Below are 15,847 nucleotides of genomic sequence, written 5' to 3' on the forward strand. Positions count from 1 at the left end.
GCCGCTTACCAGCTGGCGCCGGGATGCTCGCGGGCCAGGACCTGCATCTCGGCCAGCAGGTACCCCAAATGTTCGCTGTGCTTGCCGCGGCGGCCGCCGCCGGGTGCTGCCGGCACCGCCGGCACCTCAAGTCCGGCTTCGCGCAGCACGGCGCCGACGCCGGCGTCGAACCCTCCGCGCAGCGCGGACGGCAGCACTGCCGCTCCGGTTGCGGCCAGGGAGACAGCCAGATCGTCGTCCTCAAAGAGTTCGCCGACATACGGCCACGTCAGTTCCAAAGCGCGCGTGATGCGGCGCCGGGATTCCTCGGTGCCGCCGGCCAGGCGCAGGACCCACTGGGCGCTGTGGTCGCGGTGGTAGTCAACTTCCTTGACGGCCTTGGCGGCGATTGCGGCCAGGGTCGGATCCGTGGAGGACATCAGCGCGGTGTACAGCTCATACAAGTAGAAGGAGGCCACGAGCTGGCGGGCAATGGTCCGCCCGAAGTCGCCGTTGGGCTGTTCGAACAGGTGCGCGGAGCGGAATTCGCCCTCGCGGCGCCAGTAGGCGAGGTCGTCTTCGGTCCGGCCGGACGCTGACCCGGCGTAGGTCAGGAAGGAGCGGGCGTGCCCGAGCAGGTCCAGCCCGATGTTGCCCAGTGCAACGTCCTCCTCCAGTTCAGGGGCGCGGGAAATCCACCAGCCCAGCCGCTGGGCCAGGATCAGGGAATCATCGCCGAGGCGCAGGGCGTATTCGGCAACGTCGGCCGGAGCCTTGATGCCCGCGGCGGCAATGTCCTCCGGGCGGAGGGCGTTGCCGGGGGTGATGCGGGTGGCGCTGTCCGAGCTCATAGGTGCTTCACTCCTTCGGACTTGGTGTAGTAGGTGGCGTGCCGGTAGTCCTTGCCCTGGGGGGATTCAAAGAACTGCCCCTTGGCGTCGGGGTCGGAGGCAATAATGGCCGACGCCGGCACCACCCAGAGCGAAACGCCTTCGTTGCGCCGGGTGTACAGGTCGCGGGCGTTGCGGACGGCCATGTCGGCGTCCGGCGCATGCAGCGAGCCGGCGTGGACGTGGGACAGTCCGCGGGAGGATCGGACAAAAACTTCCCACAGCGGCCAGGCTGAACTCAGTGCTGCGGCCTGGGCCGCCGTGCCGGCCTCGGCGGAAGTCTGCGTGCCTACTGGCTTGGCGCCGTCGTCGCCCGTTGTTGAACCCGAAACCATGATCTAAGCCACCTCTGTCTTGTGTGCCGCTGCCTGCTTTGCTGCATACGCGGCGGCTGCTTCGCGCACCCAGGCGCCGTCTTCGTGTGCCTCGCGGCGGCGGGCCAGGCGCTGCGCATTGCAGGGCCCGCGTCCGGCGAGGACTTCCTTGAACTCGTTCCAGTCCAGGGGAGCGTGCTCCCACTGCTGCGTGTCCTCGTTGTAGCGGATCGAGTCATCCGGCAGGGTCAGGCCCAGGACCTTGACCTGCTCCACGATCATGCCCACAAAACGGGAGCGCAGTTCATCATTGGAGAAGCGCTTGATGTTCCAGGCCATGGACTGCTTGGAGTTGGGCGAATCGTCATCCGGCGGGCCGAACATCATCAGCGACGGTGCGTACCAGCGATTGATGGCGTCCTGCGCCATTTCCCGCTGCGCCTCCGTGCCGTTCGCCAGTTCCAGCAGGATCTCGAAGCCCTGACGCTGGTGGAAGGACTCTTCCTTGCAGACGCGCACCATCGCACGTCCGTAGGGGCCGTAGGACGCACGGCACAGCGGAACCTGGTTGCAGATGGCAGCGCCGTCCACCAGCCAGCCGATCGCTCCCATGTCCGCCCAGCTGAGGGTGGGGTAGTTGAAGATGCTGGAGTACCGGGCCTTGCCGGCAATCAGGTCCTCGGTCATTTTTTCGCGCGGCGTTCCCAGCGTCTCCGCAGCCGAGTACAGGTAGAGGCCGTGCCCGGCCTCATCCTGGACCTTGGCCATCAGGATGGCCTTGCGCTTGAGGGAGGGCGCGCGGGTAATCCAGTTGGCTTCAGGCTGCATGCCGATGATCTCGGAATGCGCGTGCTGGGAGATCTGCCGGACCAGGGTCTTGCGGTAGGCCTCGGGCATCCAGTCGCGCGGTTCAATCCGCGAGTCCTCTGCCAGCAGCTGCTCAAAGTAGGCCTCGGGGCCGGAGTCGTCTGACCCGGAGCCAGCTGCCGGAACGGACTGGAGTCCTGGAGAAGCATCGGTATGCATCGACATATCTGTCACCTCACTGTGCGGAAAGAAGCCGGGTGCTGAAGCGCACAAATCATTACCGACCGTTCGGTCAGGATATAGGCGTGACGAAGGCCACGTCAAGATGACGGCACTAGATAGACAGACAAACTAGTTGGTGAGAGTATTTAGCCGTGCAGAACATTTCCTGGCCCAGCGACTGGATGCGGGCAACGCTTGGGCTCTGTGTCCTCAAAGCGCTCGACGGCGGCGCCACCTACGGTTACGCCATCGCCTCCCGACTGGAGGAGCAGGGCCTCGGCGCCGTCAAGGGCGGAACACTGTATCCGCTGCTGACCCGTTTTGAATCGGCCGGCTGGGTCACCGTCCAGTGGCGTGCCGGTGACGGCGGGCCGGGCCGCAAGTACTTCTCCCTGACCAGCCTGGGCCGGCGGGAGCTGGCAGACCAGCACGAGTTGTGGGCCCGTTTTGCCGGCACGGTGACCAGCTTTCTTGATCACCGGGAACCGCATGACACCAACCCGGACGAAGACTTCCCTGAAAGGGGCACCAATGGAAACCAGTGACAGAGCCACCAAACACTGGTTTGACGACCTCGTGGTCGAACTGCGGCTGCAGGACGTCCCCGGGGACGCCATCGGGGACGCCGTGGCGTCCGCCCGCGAGTTCCTGGCTGACTCCGGCGGGACTCCCATCGAGGTATTCGGATCCGCGCGGGCCTACGCCGAAAGCCTGGATCTGCCCCGCAACCCGGCGTCGCTTTCAGGCATGGCAGCACTGCTGGTTCCCACCTGTCTGGGGCTGCTCGGCTTCTTTGCAGTGGCGGCCGCGGTCAGTTCCACGGATGCTGCTGTTGATGTAACCCTTCCCGGCCTGCTCCTTATACTGACCGGCCTGGCCCTTGCCGCCTGCGCTCCCTGGCTCCTGGGCTTCTTCATCCGCGGACCGGTTTGGCGTCCCGCCGCCGGATTGATGGTGGTCTTCACACTGCAGGTCCTGATGGCAGTGCTCGCGAAGGACACCGTACTCTTCACGCTCCCTGCGGTGCCCACCGCCCTGATCGGCGGGCTGGTCCTGCTGTCCACTTCACTCTGGGGACAGTTTCGGAAGGGTGCGGCGCCGGATCCCCTGGTGGATCCGATGGCCGGCCCACCGTCCTCATCCTTCGGCATTACCCTGCTGGAAGTCCTCGCCAACTGGATGCTCTTCCTGGCAGCCGCCGCGATGGCAGCCTGGTTCCTGCTCCGGACCTGATCCCCGGACCGGACCGGACCGGTAAGCCGCGAGCATAAACACTGCGGGGTTCTTCGCCCGTCCGGACGGTGTCGATATATTCGGGACATGACTACTTCCTCCCATCCTCCCGTTGCCAAAAAGGTTCCCACCGAGCGCGTCCACCACGGAGACACCTTCGTTGACGAGTACGAGTGGCTGCGGGAGAAGGAAAACCCCGACGTCGTGGCACATCTCAAGGCCGAAAACGCCTACATGGAAGAGGTCACGGCCGACCAGGAAAAGCTGCGCCAGGAGATCTTCGACGAGATCAAGAACCGCACCGAGGAAACCGACCTGTCCGTCCCCGCCCGCAAAAAGGGCTGGTGGTATTACTCCCGGACCGAAGAGGGCAAGCAGTATTCCATCCACTGCCGCACCGCTGCCCAGGACACCGGCGATCTGGACGCCGACTGGACTCCACCCGTCGTCGAACCCGGCGTTCCGGTGCCCGGCGAGCAGATCCTGATCGACGGCAATGCAGAGGCCGAAGGCAAACCCTTCTTCTCCCTCGGCGGATTGGCTGTGACCGAGGACGGCAACCTGCTGGCCTACTCGCAGGACAACGCAGGCGACGAGCGCTTCACTCTGCGGATCAAGGACCTGCGCACCGGCGAACTGCTGCCGGACGAGGTCACCAACGTCTTCTACTCGCTCGCCTTCTCCCCCGACGGCACCCGGGTGTTCTACACGGTCGTGGACGATTCCTGGCGCCCGTACCAGATCAAGGCGCACACCCTCGGCACCCAGGTGGAGGACGACGTCGTCATCTACCAGGAGGACGACGTCGCCATGTGGACCGGCTTTGACCTCTCCGCGGACCGCAGGCAGCTGTTGATCGGCATCAGCAACTCCGAATACTCCGAGTACCGGGTCCTGGACTTCGAGGATCCCGCGGGCGAGGTCCGGACGCTGATTCCGCGCAGCGAACGCATCCTCTACGAGGCCGAACCCGTCACCATCGCCGGCGAGCGCCACTACCTGATCACGCACAATAAGGATGCACTGAACTCCATGCTCTCCCTCGTGGCGGAGAGCGACTTTGCCCTTCCGTTGGCGGAGCAGCACTGGAACACCGTGGTGGCGCACGACGACGCCGTGCGCGTCAACGGTGCGGCCGTCACCAAGACGCACGTCATCGTTTCGGTCCGCAAGGACACCACCGAACGCGTGCAGGTGCTGCCCCTGGAGGGCCTGGGCACCGAGGTGCAGGGCGATCCCGTGGAACCGGCCTTCGATGAAGAGCTCTACACGGCCAACCTGGCCAACGCGGAGTACGACTCCCCCATCATCCGGCTCAGCTACACCTCCTACCTGACCCCGCCGCGCGTCTATGACTATGTGCTGGCCACGGGCGAGCTGGAGCTGCGCAAGGAAACTCCGGTCAAGGGCGGCTACAACCCGGCCGAGTACGTTGCGGAGCGGGCCTGGGCCACGGCGGCCGACGGTGCACGCATTCCGCTGTCCGTGCTGCGCCGGGCCGAGCTGAAGCAGGATGGAACAAACCCTGCGCTGGTCTACGCCTACGGCAGCTACGAAATCAGCATGGATCCGGCGTTCAGCGTGGCCCGCCTGTCCCTGCTGGACCGCGGCGTCATCTTCGTCGTCGCGCACATCCGCGGCGGCGGCGAAATGGGACGCACTTGGTACGACCAGGGCAAGAAACTGAACAAGAAGAACACCTTCACCGACTTTGTGGACGCCACCGATTACATGGCGTCCTCAGGCTGGGTGGATCCGTCCCGGATCGCGGCCATGGGCGGATCGGCGGGCGGACTGCTGATGGGCGCCGTGGCCAACCTGGCGCCGGAGAAGTACAAGGCGATCGTGGCGCAGGTTCCCTTCGTGGACGCCCTGACCACCATCCTTGATCCTGAGCTGCCGCTGTCGGCGCTGGAGTGGGAAGAATGGGGCAATCCCATCACCGATCCCGAGGTGTACAAGTACATGAAGGAATACACCCCGTACGAGAACATCCGGGCCGTGGACTATCCGCGCATTGCTGCTGTGACCAGCTTCAATGACACCCGGGTGCTCTACGTGGAGCCGGCCAAGTGGGTGGCCAAGCTGCGCGAGGTGACCACCGGTTCGGAACCGATTGTTATGAAGATCGAGATGGACGGCGGGCACGGCGGCGCTTCGGGCCGCTACGAGGCCTGGAAGGACCGGGCCTGGGACTACGCGTTTGTGCTGGACGCCCTCGGCGCCACAGAGCCGATTCCGTCCGCCGCCCCCGCTAAGTAGGAGCGGACGCCGGGAGCCGGGCGTTTAGTCGCCCGGTTCCGGCGCCGGTCTGTTCAGTGGACGTCCGGGGGCCCTTTTGTTCCGCTTGGGGCGCTTGTTCTGGTGGAGCAGCGTGAGCGAAATGGTCACCACGGTCAGCAGCACAACGCCCACCACAATCAGGTCCAGATGATCTCGGATAAACGGGAACCGGTCCCCCAGGACGTAGCCCAACAGGGTCAGCCCTGTCCCCCAAAGCAATGCACCCGCGGCATCGAAGGCCACGTAGGCCGAATAGTTCATCTTGCCCACCCCGGCCACAACCGGAGTGAAAGTCCGCACGATGCCCACAAACCGGGCCAGAGTGATCGCCTTTCCACCGTGCCGGGCAAAGAACGCTTCGGCGCGGTCCACGTTCTCGCGCCGGAAAACCCGTGAATCCTGGCGGGAAAACACCGCAGGCCCGGCCCGCCGGCCGATCCAGTACCCCAACTGGTCCCCCAGGAATGCCGACAGGGAAATCAGCAGCCCCAGCACCCAGATGTTGATGTGCACCGTTCCGGCGGCCACCAGGAGCCCGGCAGTGAACAGCAGTGTGTCCCCGGGCAGAAAGAACCCCACCAGCAGCCCGGTTTCGGCAAACACAATGCCGCAGACCACCAGCACCACCCAGGGCCCCAGCGCTGGATCCGCCAGGAAGACCTGCGGATCCAGCCAGTCAGGAAGCACAGCCACCCCAAATACTCAGGGCCCTGCGCCTGGCGGCGGCAACAGCCCCGCATGAATCCACCGTTCTGAAAACCACCTTCCCAACGTACGCCAGCCCGGGGCGGTGTGTCGCGCAACGGCATAAACAGCTTCGGCAACCAGATGACGCTTCCGTGACACGCGCTTGACAGTGATAGCCCTCACAGGATTACCTAATGAACATTCGGTAAATAAAGCGAGAGGCTCTCATGGCTGACATTGATGTCGCCGCTCAGGCGCAGGAACACGGGCTGGACCATTCGATCCTGGAGCACGACGCCACGGCGCGCTGGCTGGGACTCACCGTGGAGCATCTGGCCCCGGGGGAAGCCACCATCGCCATGATGCTGCGCCCCGAGATGCTCAACGGATTCAGCATGGCCCACGGCGGAATGGTCTTCGCCTTCGCGGACACCGCCTTCGCCCTGGCCTGCAATCCGTCCGCCGCCAGCCTCTCCGACATGGAACTGATCACCGTCGCCTCAGGCGCTGACATCAGCTTCATTTCCTCAGCCCTCCCCGGTGAAACCCTTCGGGCAGTGGCCGGACACCGGGCTTCCGCCGGACGCAGCGGCGTGTACGACGTCGAGGTCACGGCTTCCAGCCCCGACGGCAGCAGCCGGGTGATCGCGGAATTCCGCGGCCGGTCCCGTGCGGTGCCGAACCCCGCTTTCCGCTCCCGCAGCTGACCGGCTCAGCTGCGCCCCGCCTCCTTCTTGACAATGACGTTCCAATCCAAAGGGCATTCCATGATTTCCTTCCCCGCACCGCTCAAGTCCACCGCGGCAGACCCGGCCGCGCTTGATCCCGAAGAGCGGATGAGCCGCGATGAAATTGAAGCCCTGCAGCTGACCCGGCTGCAGCACACGGTCAAGTACGCCTACGAGCGCGTGCCCCTGTACACGCAGAAGTTCGACGACGCCGGCGTCCACCCCGAGGACCTTCGGGAACTCTCGGACCTGGCCAAGTTCCCGTACACCACCAAGGAAGACCTGCGCCAAACCTATCCGTTCGGCATGTTTGCCGTGCCGCAGGACCAGGTGGCAAGGATCCATGCTTCCTCGGGCACCACCGGCCGGCCCACCGTCGTCGGCTACACCGCCGGTGATCTGGACCGCTGGAGCACGCTGGTGGCACGGTCACTGCGCGCCTCCGGAGTAAAACCGGGCTACAAGGTCCACAATGCCTACGGATACGGCCTGTTCACCGGCGGTCTGGGCGCCCATGCCGGCGCCGAGAAACTCGGCTGCACGGTTATTCCGATGTCCGGCGGACAGACCGAACGGCAGATCCAGCTGATCACCGACTTCCAGCCGGACACCATCCTGTGCACCCCCACTTACCTGCTCACCATCGCCGACGCCATGCGGTCCGCCGGCATCGATCCGCGGTCCACCTCGCTGAAGAACGCCGTGCTGGGCGCGGAACCGTGGACTGAAGAAATGCGCCACGAGCTGGAAGTCTCCATGGACCTGGACGCCTGTGACATTTATGGCCTGTCCGAAGTGATGGGGCCGGGCGTGGCCGGAGAGTGCGTGGAGTCCAAGGACGGCACGCATATCTGGGAGGACCACTTCCGCCCCGAAATCATCGACCCGTTCGATGACACCAAGGTGCTCGGTGACGGTGAACCGGGCGAGCTTGTCTTCACCTCCCTCACCAAGGAGGCCCTGCCGATCATCCGCTACCGCACCCATGACCTCACCAGGCTGCTGCCCGGCACCGCACGCCCCGGCATGCGCCGCATGGGCCGGATTACCGGTCGCAGCGATGACATGATCATCCTGCGCGGCGTGAACCTGTTCCCCAGCCAGATCGAAGAGATCGCCCTGCGCATCCCCGCGCTGAGCCCGCACTTCCAGCTGGAGATCACGCGCCCGGGCCGCATGGACGAGCTCACGGTCAAGATTGAACGGCGCGAAGACTCGACCTCCGACGAATGCATAACCGCCGCCGCGGAACTGCGGGCGCAGATCAAGATCCATGTCGGGTCTTCCTGCTCGGTGCAGGTGGCCGAACCCGGAACCCTGGGCCGCTCCAGCGGCAAGCTCCGCCGCATCTATGACCTGCGGGCCGCCGAAGCGGGCCTGGTCCAGAGTTGAGCGTTCCCTGCCGAACGGTCGTGAGAAAATAGGACCCATGCCTTCAACACCAGCCGCCGCCGCCTCAGCCGCCGGGGAGGCTTCGGCTGCCAACCGCCGTGGCCGCCCGGGATACGACCAGCAGTCAGTGCTTGCCATTGCCGTGGACGTCTTCAACAAACACGGCTATGAGGCAACGTCGATGGGGATCCTCGCGGAAAATCTGGGCATCACCAAGTCAGCGATCTATCACCATGTGCCGTCCAAGGGGGACCTGCTGCGCCTTGCGCTGGAGAACGCGCTTGGCGGGCTGGAGGCCGTACTGGACGATACCCGTGCCTCCACCGGTCCCGCGGATGAGCAGCTGGAGTTTGTGCTGCGCGGGACCATCAAGGTCCTTACCGAGCGCCTGCCGTTCGTGACGCTGCTGCTGCGCCTGCGCGGCAACACCGAGATTGAACGCGATGCCTTGGCCCGGCGCCGGGAATTCGACCACCGGGTGGCCAAGCTCGTGGACGCGGCACGGTCCGAAGGATCGTTGCGCAGCGACATTGATCCGCGCACCACCACGCGCCTGCTGTTCGGCACGATCAACTCGATTGTCGAGTGGTACAAGCCGGGCGGGCCCATTTCCCCGGACCAGCTGGCCGATGACGTCATCTCGATCATGTTTGACGGGCTGCACTCAAGGTCCTGACCCGCTCCGGCGCAGGAAGAGGCCGGCGGATCCTTCGATCCGCCGGCCTCTTCCTGTTGGCCTGTCCTGCCCGTGTCCCTGGGACCGGATCAGTCGGCGCTGCGGTTCTTCTCCACCAGGGTCAGCACATCGTAGGTGGCCACGACGTCGTCGTTCTGGTTTGTCAGCAGCGCATCCCAGGCAACCTCGCCGTATTCATCGGTCTCCCTCGGCGTGATCTTCTTGGCGGTGAGGGTAACCCGGATGGAGTCTCCTGCGGCCACCGGCGTGATGAAGCGAAGGTTCTCCAGGCCGTAGTTGGCCAGGACGGGACCGGGCTCCGGATCCACGAACAGGCCGGCACCCCAGGACAGCAGCAGGTACCCGTGGGCCACGATCCCGGGGAAGAACGGATTGGCCTCGGCAGCCGCCTGGTTAGTGTGCGCGTAGAAGGTATCCCCCGTGCTGTTGGCGAACGCCGTGATGTCCTCAAGTGTGACCTCGCGCAGGTCGGAGCGGACGGAGTCGCCGATCTTCAGTTCGGAGAGGTCCTTCCGGAAGGGATGGGTGCCGAAGTTCCGATCCGCACCCGTGTGCCAGACGCCGGTGAGGGCGGTGAGCATGTTCGGGGACCCCTGCACGGCGGTGCGCTGCATGTGATGGAGCACCGAGCGCATTCCGCCCAGCTCCTCACCGCCGCCGGCGCGGCCGGGTCCGCCGTGGATCAGGTGCGGCACGGGCGAGCCGTGGCCGGTGGAGCTGCGGGCGTCCTCGCGGTTCAGGAGAAGCACCCGGCCGTGGTGCGCGGCGATCCCCAGGGCCAGCTCGCGGGCGGTGTCCGGATCATTGGTGCACACAGTGGCCACGAGTGATCCCCCGCCCCGGGCAGCCAGGCGCACGGCGTCAGCGGCGTCGTCGTAACCGATCACCGAAGCCACCGGACCGAACGCCTCCACCGAGTGCAGCGCCTCAGCCTCGGCATCGGCCCAGGTCAGCAGGATGGGAGCCATGAACGCTCCACTGTCCGCCACGCCGCGGGTGCCGTCAGCCCGAACAACTTCCGGCGCTTCCAGGGAACCGTAGGCCAGGGCAGCGCCGGCGTCGAGCAGGGTCTGGACGGAGGAACGCACCCCCTCAAGCTGTTCGGTGGAGGCCAGGGCGCCCATGGTGACGCCCTCGGCGCGGGGATCGCCCAGCACCACGCGCTGCTCGATGCGCCGCGCGGCCGCGGCAACGACGTCATCCACCAGCCCGGCGGGAACAATCGCGCGGCGGATGCTGGTGCACTTCTGGCCCGCCTTGACGGTGATTTCGGTGACCAGGGATTTCACGAAGGCATCGAATTCCGGGGTGCCGGAAACGGCGTCGGGGCCCAGGATGGCGGCGTTCAGCGAGTCGGTTTCGCAGGTGAAGCGGACCCCGCCAACGGCGACGTTGGGATGGGATTTCAGCAGCTCGGCTGTGGAGGCAGAGCCGGTGAAGGAAACGTAGTCGCGGTAGTCCAGGTGGTCGAGCAGGTCCCGGGCGGAACCGGAGATCAGCTGCAGGGATCCAGCTGGCAGGATGCCGGCATCGATAATCAGCTTCACCGCGTCCGCGGTCAGGTAGCCGGTGGGCGTGGCCGGCTTAACGATGCTGGGCAGGCCGGCAATGAAGGCCGGGGCGAGCTTCTCCAGCATCCCCCAGACCGGAAAGTTGAAAGCGTTGATCTGCACGGCCACGCCCGGCAGCGAGGTGTAGATGTGCTCGCCGAGGAAGGACCCGTCGCGGGACAGCGACTCCGCAGGACCGTCCACCAGCACGGTGGAGTTGGGCAGTTCCCGGCGGCCCTTGGACCCGAATGTGAAGAGCACGCCGATGCCGCCGTCAATATCCACCAGGGAATCGGTGCGGGTGGCGCCGCTTCGCGCGGACACCTCATACAGCTCGTCGCGGTGGGCGTTGAGGTAGGTGGCCAGCTCCTTGAGCTTGAGCGCACGCTGGTGGAAAGTGAGCGCCTGCAGCCCCTTGCGGCCCACGGTGCGCGCATGCTCGACGGCGGCAGCCAGGTCCAGACCCGCTGTGCTGACCAGGGCCAGCGTCTCGCCGGTGCTGGCGTCGCGGACCTCGGCCGAACCTGCGGCAGAGAGCTCGGAGCGTTCCGGTGTCCACCAGGAATCCCGAACGTAGCTGGGGACTACCCGGACGTCTATGGCTGTGGAGGTCATCGTTGACTGGCCCTTTCGAAAAATGTTGATCGGGACCGGCGGTCCGGCCCTGTCCGCGCCTGCTCCGGCGGCAGGTCAGCAGACCATCCCCACCGGATAACTGACCGGACGTTCAGTAATAGGAATTAGCCTACAGCAGGATGTGGCGCAGCACACCCTGTGTGTCGGTCACCGGAAATCTACCCGTTCTGCACTCGGATGCCCTGTCCACCGTGTCCTGCGGAGATTGCGCAGGACTACGTTGGAGCGCACACCCGCACCCTTGAAGGAGCATCATGCACGAGTTCCAGACTCCGGCCGCAGCTTCACCTCCGTCATCCCCCGGCCCTTCGGGCAAATCCAAGCGGCCCGCCCGGCTGCGGCACAGCGGCCTTGTTGGCGCCATGCTGCTTGGCCTGACCGGGGTGTTGTCCTCGGCGGTGGCTGCCGTGCCAGCTTCCGCGGCGGAAACCGTGTCCGGTTCCGGCTCCGGACAGGAGGCCCAGTCCTACGGCGGTTACGGCGGTTATGGTCATGGAAAAGGCCGCGGCAATGGAGGCGGACACGGCGGCGGTCACGGTGGCGGCGGCAATGGTCACGGCAATGGAGGCGGACACGGCGGCGGTCACGGTGGCGGCGGCAATGGTCACGGCAATGGAGGCGGACACGGCGGCGGTCACGGTGGCGGCGGCAATGGTCACGGCAATGGCGGGGGTCACGGGAATGGCAAGGACAGAACGGTCGACTACGTAGCGTTCGGAGATTCCTACGCTTCAGGGTTCGGCGGCGGCCCGCTGCTGGACGCCTGCCGCCGCACGGCCCAGGGCTATCCGACCCTGCTGGATGCCCTGCCGCGGGTGGAGCTGGACAGCGATCAGTCCTGCGCCGGAGCCACGGCGCTGACCACCGACCCGGCCCCGCCCGCAGGCCCCGTGGACCTGCCTGAGCAGATCTCCACCGCCGTCTCCGCCGATCTGCTGAACCGGCAGACCGATCTGGTCACCGTCACCATTAGCGGCAATGACGTGCAGTTCGGCTCCGTAGTGGCTGCCTGCGCCGGAGCGGCGCTGCCGGAGACCTGCGCCCCCGCACTGGCTGCGGCACAGGCCTTCGCGGAGACCGCCGTCGTTCCCCAGCTGCAGGCCAGCTTTGCCCAGATCCGCGAAGCTGCACCGCGGGCAGAACTGGTGGTGGCCGGCTACCCGCACCTGTTCGAGGCCAGCACCCCTGGCCTTCTCAGCGTGGAGGCCCAGACCCTGTTCAACGCCGGAACCGATGCGCTGAACGCCGTTGTCGCGGGGCAAGTGGGCGACGGCACCTTCGTGGACGTGACCGAAGCTTTTGCCGGCCACGGCATCGGCTCACCGGACCCCTGGATCCTTGCGGACGGCCCCTTTGCCCTGCATCCCACGGCCACCGGGTACAGCGAGGGGTACTTCGCCGCCATTACCGCCGCAGTGGACGTGGAACGGCTGGGCCAGAACGGCCGGGGACACTGCCGCGGCCGCGGTTAAAGCTAGCTTCCCGCCGGCGCGCTCAGCACTTCCGTGAGGTCAAATTTCACCGGCTCCTCCAGCTGGCCGTAGGTGCACGAGTCCGGTGAGCGGTCCGGCCGCCAGCGCAGAAACTGCGCGGTGTGCCGGAACCGTTCTCCCTCCATGTGGTCGTACTTGACCTCCACTACGCGCTCGGGCCGCAGCGGCACAAAGGAGAGATCCTTGCCGCCGCTCCAGCGGCTGCCCTCGGAGTTGCGGGGCGTGCGCGTCCCGGCGTCCTGTTTGTCCGCCGTCCACGGGTGGTCCGCCGAATCCGAGACGAGCGGCTGCAGTTCCGAGAACAGTTCACGCCGCCGGGCCATGCTGAACGCTCCGGCCACCCCCACGTTGGTAAGTTCACCGTCGTCGTTGTAGAGACCCAGCAAAAGCGAGCCGACGGCGTCGGGGCTGGACTTGTGCACCCGGTAGCCGGCCAGTACGCAGTCCGCGGTCCGTTCGTGCTTGTACTTGGCCATGGTGCGTTTGCCCGGCTGGTAGGAATCCGCCAGGGGCTTGGCGACGATGCCGTCCAGGCCAGCACCTTCAAACTCGCTGAACCAGCGCTGCGCGGTGCCCGGATCGGTGGTGCGGGCGGTCAGATAAACGGGTGCGTCGGCGTCGGCAAGCGCGGCTTCCAGCGCACTGCGGCGCTCCGCGTACGGTCGGTCCATGAAATCGGTGTCGTCCAGCGCCAGCAGGTCAAAGGCAACAAAGGCCGCCGGTGTCTGCTCGGCCAGCAGCTTCACCCGGCTGGCTGCCGGATGGATGCGCTGCTGCAGGACCTCAAAGTCCAGCCGCTTCCCTGATTCGCTGATCAGGATAATCTCGCCGTCCACCACGCAGCGCTCGGGCAAGTTGGCTTTGAGCGCCTCAACCAGTTCCGGAAAGTACCGGGTCATCGGTTTTTCGTTTCGGCTGCCGATCTCCAGCTCATCCCCGTCGCGGAAAATAATGGAGCGGAAGCCGTCCCACTTGGGTTCATAGGAGTATTCACCCTCGGGCAGAGCGGTCACGGCTTTGGCCAGCATGGGAGCCACAGGCGGCATTACCGGAAGTTTCATGCGCCCATTCTTACCCGACTTTTCAGTCGAGGGGAACGACGGCACCCAGGCCCGCGGCAAACGCCGTCAGCAGGTTCCGCCCTTGCTGCCAGTCGCCGATGCCGCTTTCGTCATTGATGTGTGTCAGCGGGCCGGCGTCGATCACGGGGACATTCCAGGCTCCGGCCAGCAGCCGTGCTCCCGGGAGCGTGCAGTACGGATCATTCTCGCTGGCGATCAGCAGTCCGGGCACCGGCAGCGGCTGCAGCCGCGGGTCCCGGAAGGAGCCCGCTGTGTCGGGAAAGGCAGGCTCGGCCGGATCGGGCGGAGCCACCAGCAGCACGCCGCGGGCGCCTTCGGGGTTGCGCAGCAGCCACTCGGCAGAGGCCAGGCAGCCCAGGCTGTGGGCCACGAGGATGGTGTCGCCGCCGCGGGAGCCGGCGGCGTCGTCGAGCGCACCCATCCAGTTCTCCAGGTTCGGGTCATCCCAGGACGACGGCGAAATCCGGGACACGTCCGCCGCACCGTCCTGCCACCGGCTTTGCCAATGCTCGTCATTGGAACCGCCGATCCCGGGGACCATGGTCAGGTGCATGCTGTTCGCCTCTCATCCAATGGCGCCGAGGAGCCGGCAACCGGGAATATCTGCTCGGAAACCGGTGCTGTGAATGAACATGAAGAAGATCGGTTTCCTGTCCTTTGGACATTACCGCGACGTGCAGGGTTCTTTTGTCCGCACCGCCCGCGACGCCCTGCTGCAGACCGTTGAAACGGCGGTGGCGGCCGAGGAAGTGGGCATTGACGGAGCCTTCCTGCGGGTCCATCACTTTGCCCCGCAGTTCGCTGCACCGTTCCCCCTGCTGTCCGCCATGGCTGCCCGGACTCACCGGCTTGAACTGGGCACGGCGGTGATCGACATGCGGTACGAAAATCCGCTGTACATGGCCGAAGAAGCGGCGGCCACGGATCTGATCAGCGGCGGCAGGCTGCAGCTGGGGCTGAGCCGCGGTTCACCCGAGCCCGCGCTGCGCGGCTATGAGGCATTTGGCTACGTTCCCACCGGGGATAGCACCGATGCGGATGAGGCCCGCAAGCACACGTTGGTGTTCCGGGCGGCGATTGCCGGTGCAGGCCTGGCGAACGCGGATCCGATGATGACCGGCAGTTCCGACGCGCTGGCCATCGATCCGCAGTCCCCCGGCCTGGCAGAACGGATCTGGTGGGGTTCCGGCACCCGGGCGACGGCCAAATGGACCGGCGAGCAGGGCATGAACCTGATGAGCTCCACCCTGCTGACGGAGGACACAGGCGTGCCCTTCGACGAACTCCAGGCGGAGCAGATTGCGGTGTTCCGCAAGGCCTGGGCCGACGCCGGGCATGAAGGAGCTCCGCGGGTGTCCGTCAGCCGCAGCGTCATTCCGCTGGTGACCGACACCGACCGCCGGTATTTCGGCCTGCGCGCGCAGGCCGAGGGCCGCGACCAGGTGGGACGGCTCGACGGTGGCTTGGCCCGGTTCGGCAAGAGCTACATCGGCGAACCGGATGTCATTGCCGCCCAGCTTGCCGCCGACACCGCGGTTCAGGCTGCGGACACGCTTCTGGTGACGGTTCCCAACCAGCTTGGCGTGGACTACAACGTGCAGCTGCTGGAGAACATCGTGAAGCATGTCGCCCCCGCGGCCGGCTGGCGGTGATGTTTCCCGTCCGGCGCAGGTTCCGGGCTGTCACCGGCATACGCTAAGGTGGTGACAGCTTCACGAGAGGTGGCCAACGCGCCCGGAGGAATCCGGGCACGTAAAAGCTCCGACTGGCCTCACACCAACCCCATTGTTCGGCGGGTGGTTCGGATGACGAAGCGGCCTGACGCCGCCCGGCGCAGGCAAGGACAACCTGTAA

15 protein-coding genes, 1 pseudogene and 1 riboswitch are annotated in these 15,847 nt (G+C 66.0%); of the genes and pseudogenes, 8 read left to right on the forward strand and 8 right to left on the reverse strand.

The features are described from left to right. Positions 1-5: 5 nt before the first annotated feature. The 3 genes from paaC to paaA are packed head-to-tail and all read right to left on the reverse strand — an operon-like array spanning position 6 to position 2,215. Positions 6-830, reverse strand: a complete 825-nt coding sequence (paaC, locus tag MUG94_RS14595; RefSeq protein ID WP_227906849.1) for a 1,2-phenylacetyl-CoA epoxidase subunit PaaC — start codon at positions 828-830, stop codon at positions 6-8. Then, the gene (gene paaB, locus MUG94_RS14600) at positions 827-1,204 is read right to left on the reverse strand and encodes a 1,2-phenylacetyl-CoA epoxidase subunit PaaB (RefSeq protein ID WP_227890438.1); all 378 of its coding nucleotides are present in this window, start codon (positions 1,202-1,204) and stop codon (positions 827-829) included. Before paaB ends, paaC begins: the two co-directional genes overlap by 4 nt. A 3-nt stretch (positions 1,205-1,207) precedes the next feature. After that, on the reverse strand, positions 1,208-2,215 hold the full coding sequence (gene paaA, locus MUG94_RS14605) for a 1,2-phenylacetyl-CoA epoxidase subunit PaaA (protein WP_227890439.1): 1,008 nt from the start codon (positions 2,213-2,215) through the stop codon (positions 1,208-1,210). A gap of 149 nt (positions 2,216-2,364) precedes the next feature. Here paaA and MUG94_RS14610 point away from each other — a divergent pair, with 149 nt between their 5' ends. From MUG94_RS14610 to MUG94_RS14620, 3 genes are all read left to right on the forward strand, one after another. Next, positions 2,365-2,757, forward strand: coding sequence for a PadR family transcriptional regulator (locus MUG94_RS14610; RefSeq protein ID WP_423724277.1), 393 nt, complete (start codon positions 2,365-2,367; stop codon positions 2,755-2,757). Next, on the forward strand, positions 2,744-3,445 hold the full coding sequence (locus tag MUG94_RS14615) for a hypothetical protein (protein ID WP_227906851.1): 702 nt from the start codon (positions 2,744-2,746) through the stop codon (positions 3,443-3,445). The genes MUG94_RS14610 and MUG94_RS14615 overlap by 14 nt, the downstream gene beginning before the upstream one ends. Before the next feature lie 87 nt (positions 3,446-3,532). Then, a complete protein-coding gene (locus tag MUG94_RS14620; RefSeq protein WP_227890441.1) occupies positions 3,533-5,707 on the forward strand; it encodes a S9 family peptidase in 2,175 nt (724 codons plus the stop codon). 24 nt (positions 5,708-5,731) lie between these two features. Here the strand turns inward: MUG94_RS14620 and MUG94_RS14625 are convergent, their stop codons facing one another. Further along, on the reverse strand, positions 5,732-6,421 hold the full coding sequence (locus tag MUG94_RS14625; protein WP_227906853.1) for a DedA family protein: 690 nt from the start codon (positions 6,419-6,421) through the stop codon (positions 5,732-5,734). A 221-nt stretch (positions 6,422-6,642) separates the two neighbouring features. On the opposite strand from MUG94_RS14625, the gene MUG94_RS14630 reads away from it, so the two are divergent. Genes MUG94_RS14630 through MUG94_RS14640 form a run of 3 tightly spaced genes read left to right on the forward strand, consistent with a single transcriptional unit; the run spans position 6,643 to position 9,211 of the window. Next, positions 6,643-7,122 (forward strand): hotdog fold thioesterase, encoded by a 480-nt coding sequence (locus MUG94_RS14630; protein WP_227890443.1) that lies wholly within the window; start codon positions 6,643-6,645, stop codon positions 7,120-7,122. Positions 7,123-7,182: 60 nt separating this feature from the next. Continuing rightward, positions 7,183-8,535 (forward strand): phenylacetate--CoA ligase PaaK, encoded by a 1,353-nt coding sequence (gene paaK, locus MUG94_RS14635; protein ID WP_227906855.1) that lies wholly within the window; start codon positions 7,183-7,185, stop codon positions 8,533-8,535. Between the two features lie 37 nt (positions 8,536-8,572). Continuing rightward, complete coding sequence (locus MUG94_RS14640; protein ID WP_227906857.1) at positions 8,573-9,211, forward strand: TetR/AcrR family transcriptional regulator; 639 nt, start codon at positions 8,573-8,575, stop codon at positions 9,209-9,211. A gap of 89 nt (positions 9,212-9,300) precedes the next feature. On the opposite strand, the gene paaZ is transcribed toward MUG94_RS14640, so the two are convergent. Then, positions 9,301-11,397 carry a phenylacetic acid degradation bifunctional protein PaaZ gene (paaZ, locus tag MUG94_RS14645; protein ID WP_227906859.1) on the reverse strand — a complete coding sequence of 699 codons (2,097 nt, stop codon included), beginning with the start codon at positions 11,395-11,397 and terminating at the stop codon, positions 9,301-9,303. A gap of 314 nt (positions 11,398-11,711) precedes the next feature. Further along, a complete protein-coding gene (locus MUG94_RS14650) occupies positions 11,712-12,095 on the reverse strand; it encodes a hypothetical protein (protein WP_227906987.1) in 384 nt (127 codons plus the stop codon). A 45-nt stretch (positions 12,096-12,140) separates the two neighbouring features. On the opposite strand from MUG94_RS14650, the pseudogene MUG94_RS14655 reads away from it, so the two are divergent. Further along, positions 12,141-12,890: pseudogene (locus tag MUG94_RS14655) on the forward strand (SGNH/GDSL hydrolase family protein); the annotation flags it as partial. Between the two features lie 2 nt (positions 12,891-12,892). Here MUG94_RS14655 and MUG94_RS14660 read toward each other — a convergent pair. Next, entirely contained in the window at positions 12,893-13,972 is a 1,080-nt protein-coding gene (locus MUG94_RS14660; RefSeq protein WP_227906861.1) for an ATP-dependent DNA ligase, read from the reverse strand. Positions 13,973-13,994: 22 nt separating this feature from the next. Further along, positions 13,995-14,546 (reverse strand): RBBP9/YdeN family alpha/beta hydrolase, encoded by a 552-nt coding sequence (locus tag MUG94_RS14665; RefSeq protein ID WP_227906863.1) that lies wholly within the window; start codon positions 14,544-14,546, stop codon positions 13,995-13,997. Positions 14,547-14,619: 73 nt separating this feature from the next. Here MUG94_RS14665 and MUG94_RS14670 point away from each other — a divergent pair, with 73 nt between their 5' ends. Then, on the forward strand, positions 14,620-15,645 hold the full coding sequence (locus MUG94_RS14670) for an LLM class flavin-dependent oxidoreductase (RefSeq protein WP_227906865.1): 1,026 nt from the start codon (positions 14,620-14,622) through the stop codon (positions 15,643-15,645). 58 nt (positions 15,646-15,703) lie between these two features. Beyond that, a riboswitch (SAM riboswitch) is annotated at positions 15,704-15,843 on the forward strand. Positions 15,844-15,847: the final 4 nt, after the last annotated feature.

This window comes from Arthrobacter gengyunqii (assembly GCF_023022985.1).
Taxonomy (GTDB): Bacteria; Actinomycetota; Actinomycetes; order Actinomycetales; family Micrococcaceae; genus Arthrobacter_B; species Arthrobacter_B gengyunqii.

Bases quoted from the DNA above. Each gene is read 5' to 3' on its own strand.
- MUG94_RS14615 (WP_227906851.1), top strand. From the start codon at position 2,744: ATGGAAACCAGTGACAGAGCCACCAAACACTGGTTTGACGACCTCGTG.
- MUG94_RS14640 (WP_227906857.1), top strand. From the start codon at position 8,573: ATGCCTTCAACACCAGCCGCCGCCGCCTCAGCCGCCGGGGAGGCTTCG.
- paaK (WP_227906855.1), top strand. From the start codon at position 7,183: ATGATTTCCTTCCCCGCACCGCTCAAGTCCACCGCGGCAGACCCGGCC.
- MUG94_RS14660 (WP_227906861.1), bottom strand. From the start codon at position 13,972: ATGAAACTTCCGGTAATGCCGCCTGTGGCTCCCATGCTGGCCAAAGCC.
- paaC (WP_227906849.1), bottom strand. From the start codon at position 830: ATGAGCTCGGACAGCGCCACCCGCATCACCCCCGGCAACGCCCTCCGC.
- paaA (WP_227890439.1), bottom strand. From the start codon at position 2,215: ATGTCGATGCATACCGATGCTTCTCCAGGACTCCAGTCCGTTCCGGCA.
- MUG94_RS14630 (WP_227890443.1), top strand. From the start codon at position 6,643: ATGGCTGACATTGATGTCGCCGCTCAGGCGCAGGAACACGGGCTGGAC.
- MUG94_RS14665 (WP_227906863.1), bottom strand. From the start codon at position 14,546: ATGCACCTGACCATGGTCCCCGGGATCGGCGGTTCCAATGACGAGCAT.
- MUG94_RS14620 (WP_227890441.1), top strand. From the start codon at position 3,533: ATGACTACTTCCTCCCATCCTCCCGTTGCCAAAAAGGTTCCCACCGAG.
- paaB (WP_227890438.1), bottom strand. From the start codon at position 1,204: ATGGTTTCGGGTTCAACAACGGGCGACGACGGCGCCAAGCCAGTAGGC.
- paaZ (WP_227906859.1), bottom strand. From the start codon at position 11,397: ATGACCTCCACAGCCATAGACGTCCGGGTAGTCCCCAGCTACGTTCGG.
- MUG94_RS14670 (WP_227906865.1), top strand. From the start codon at position 14,620: ATGAACATGAAGAAGATCGGTTTCCTGTCCTTTGGACATTACCGCGAC.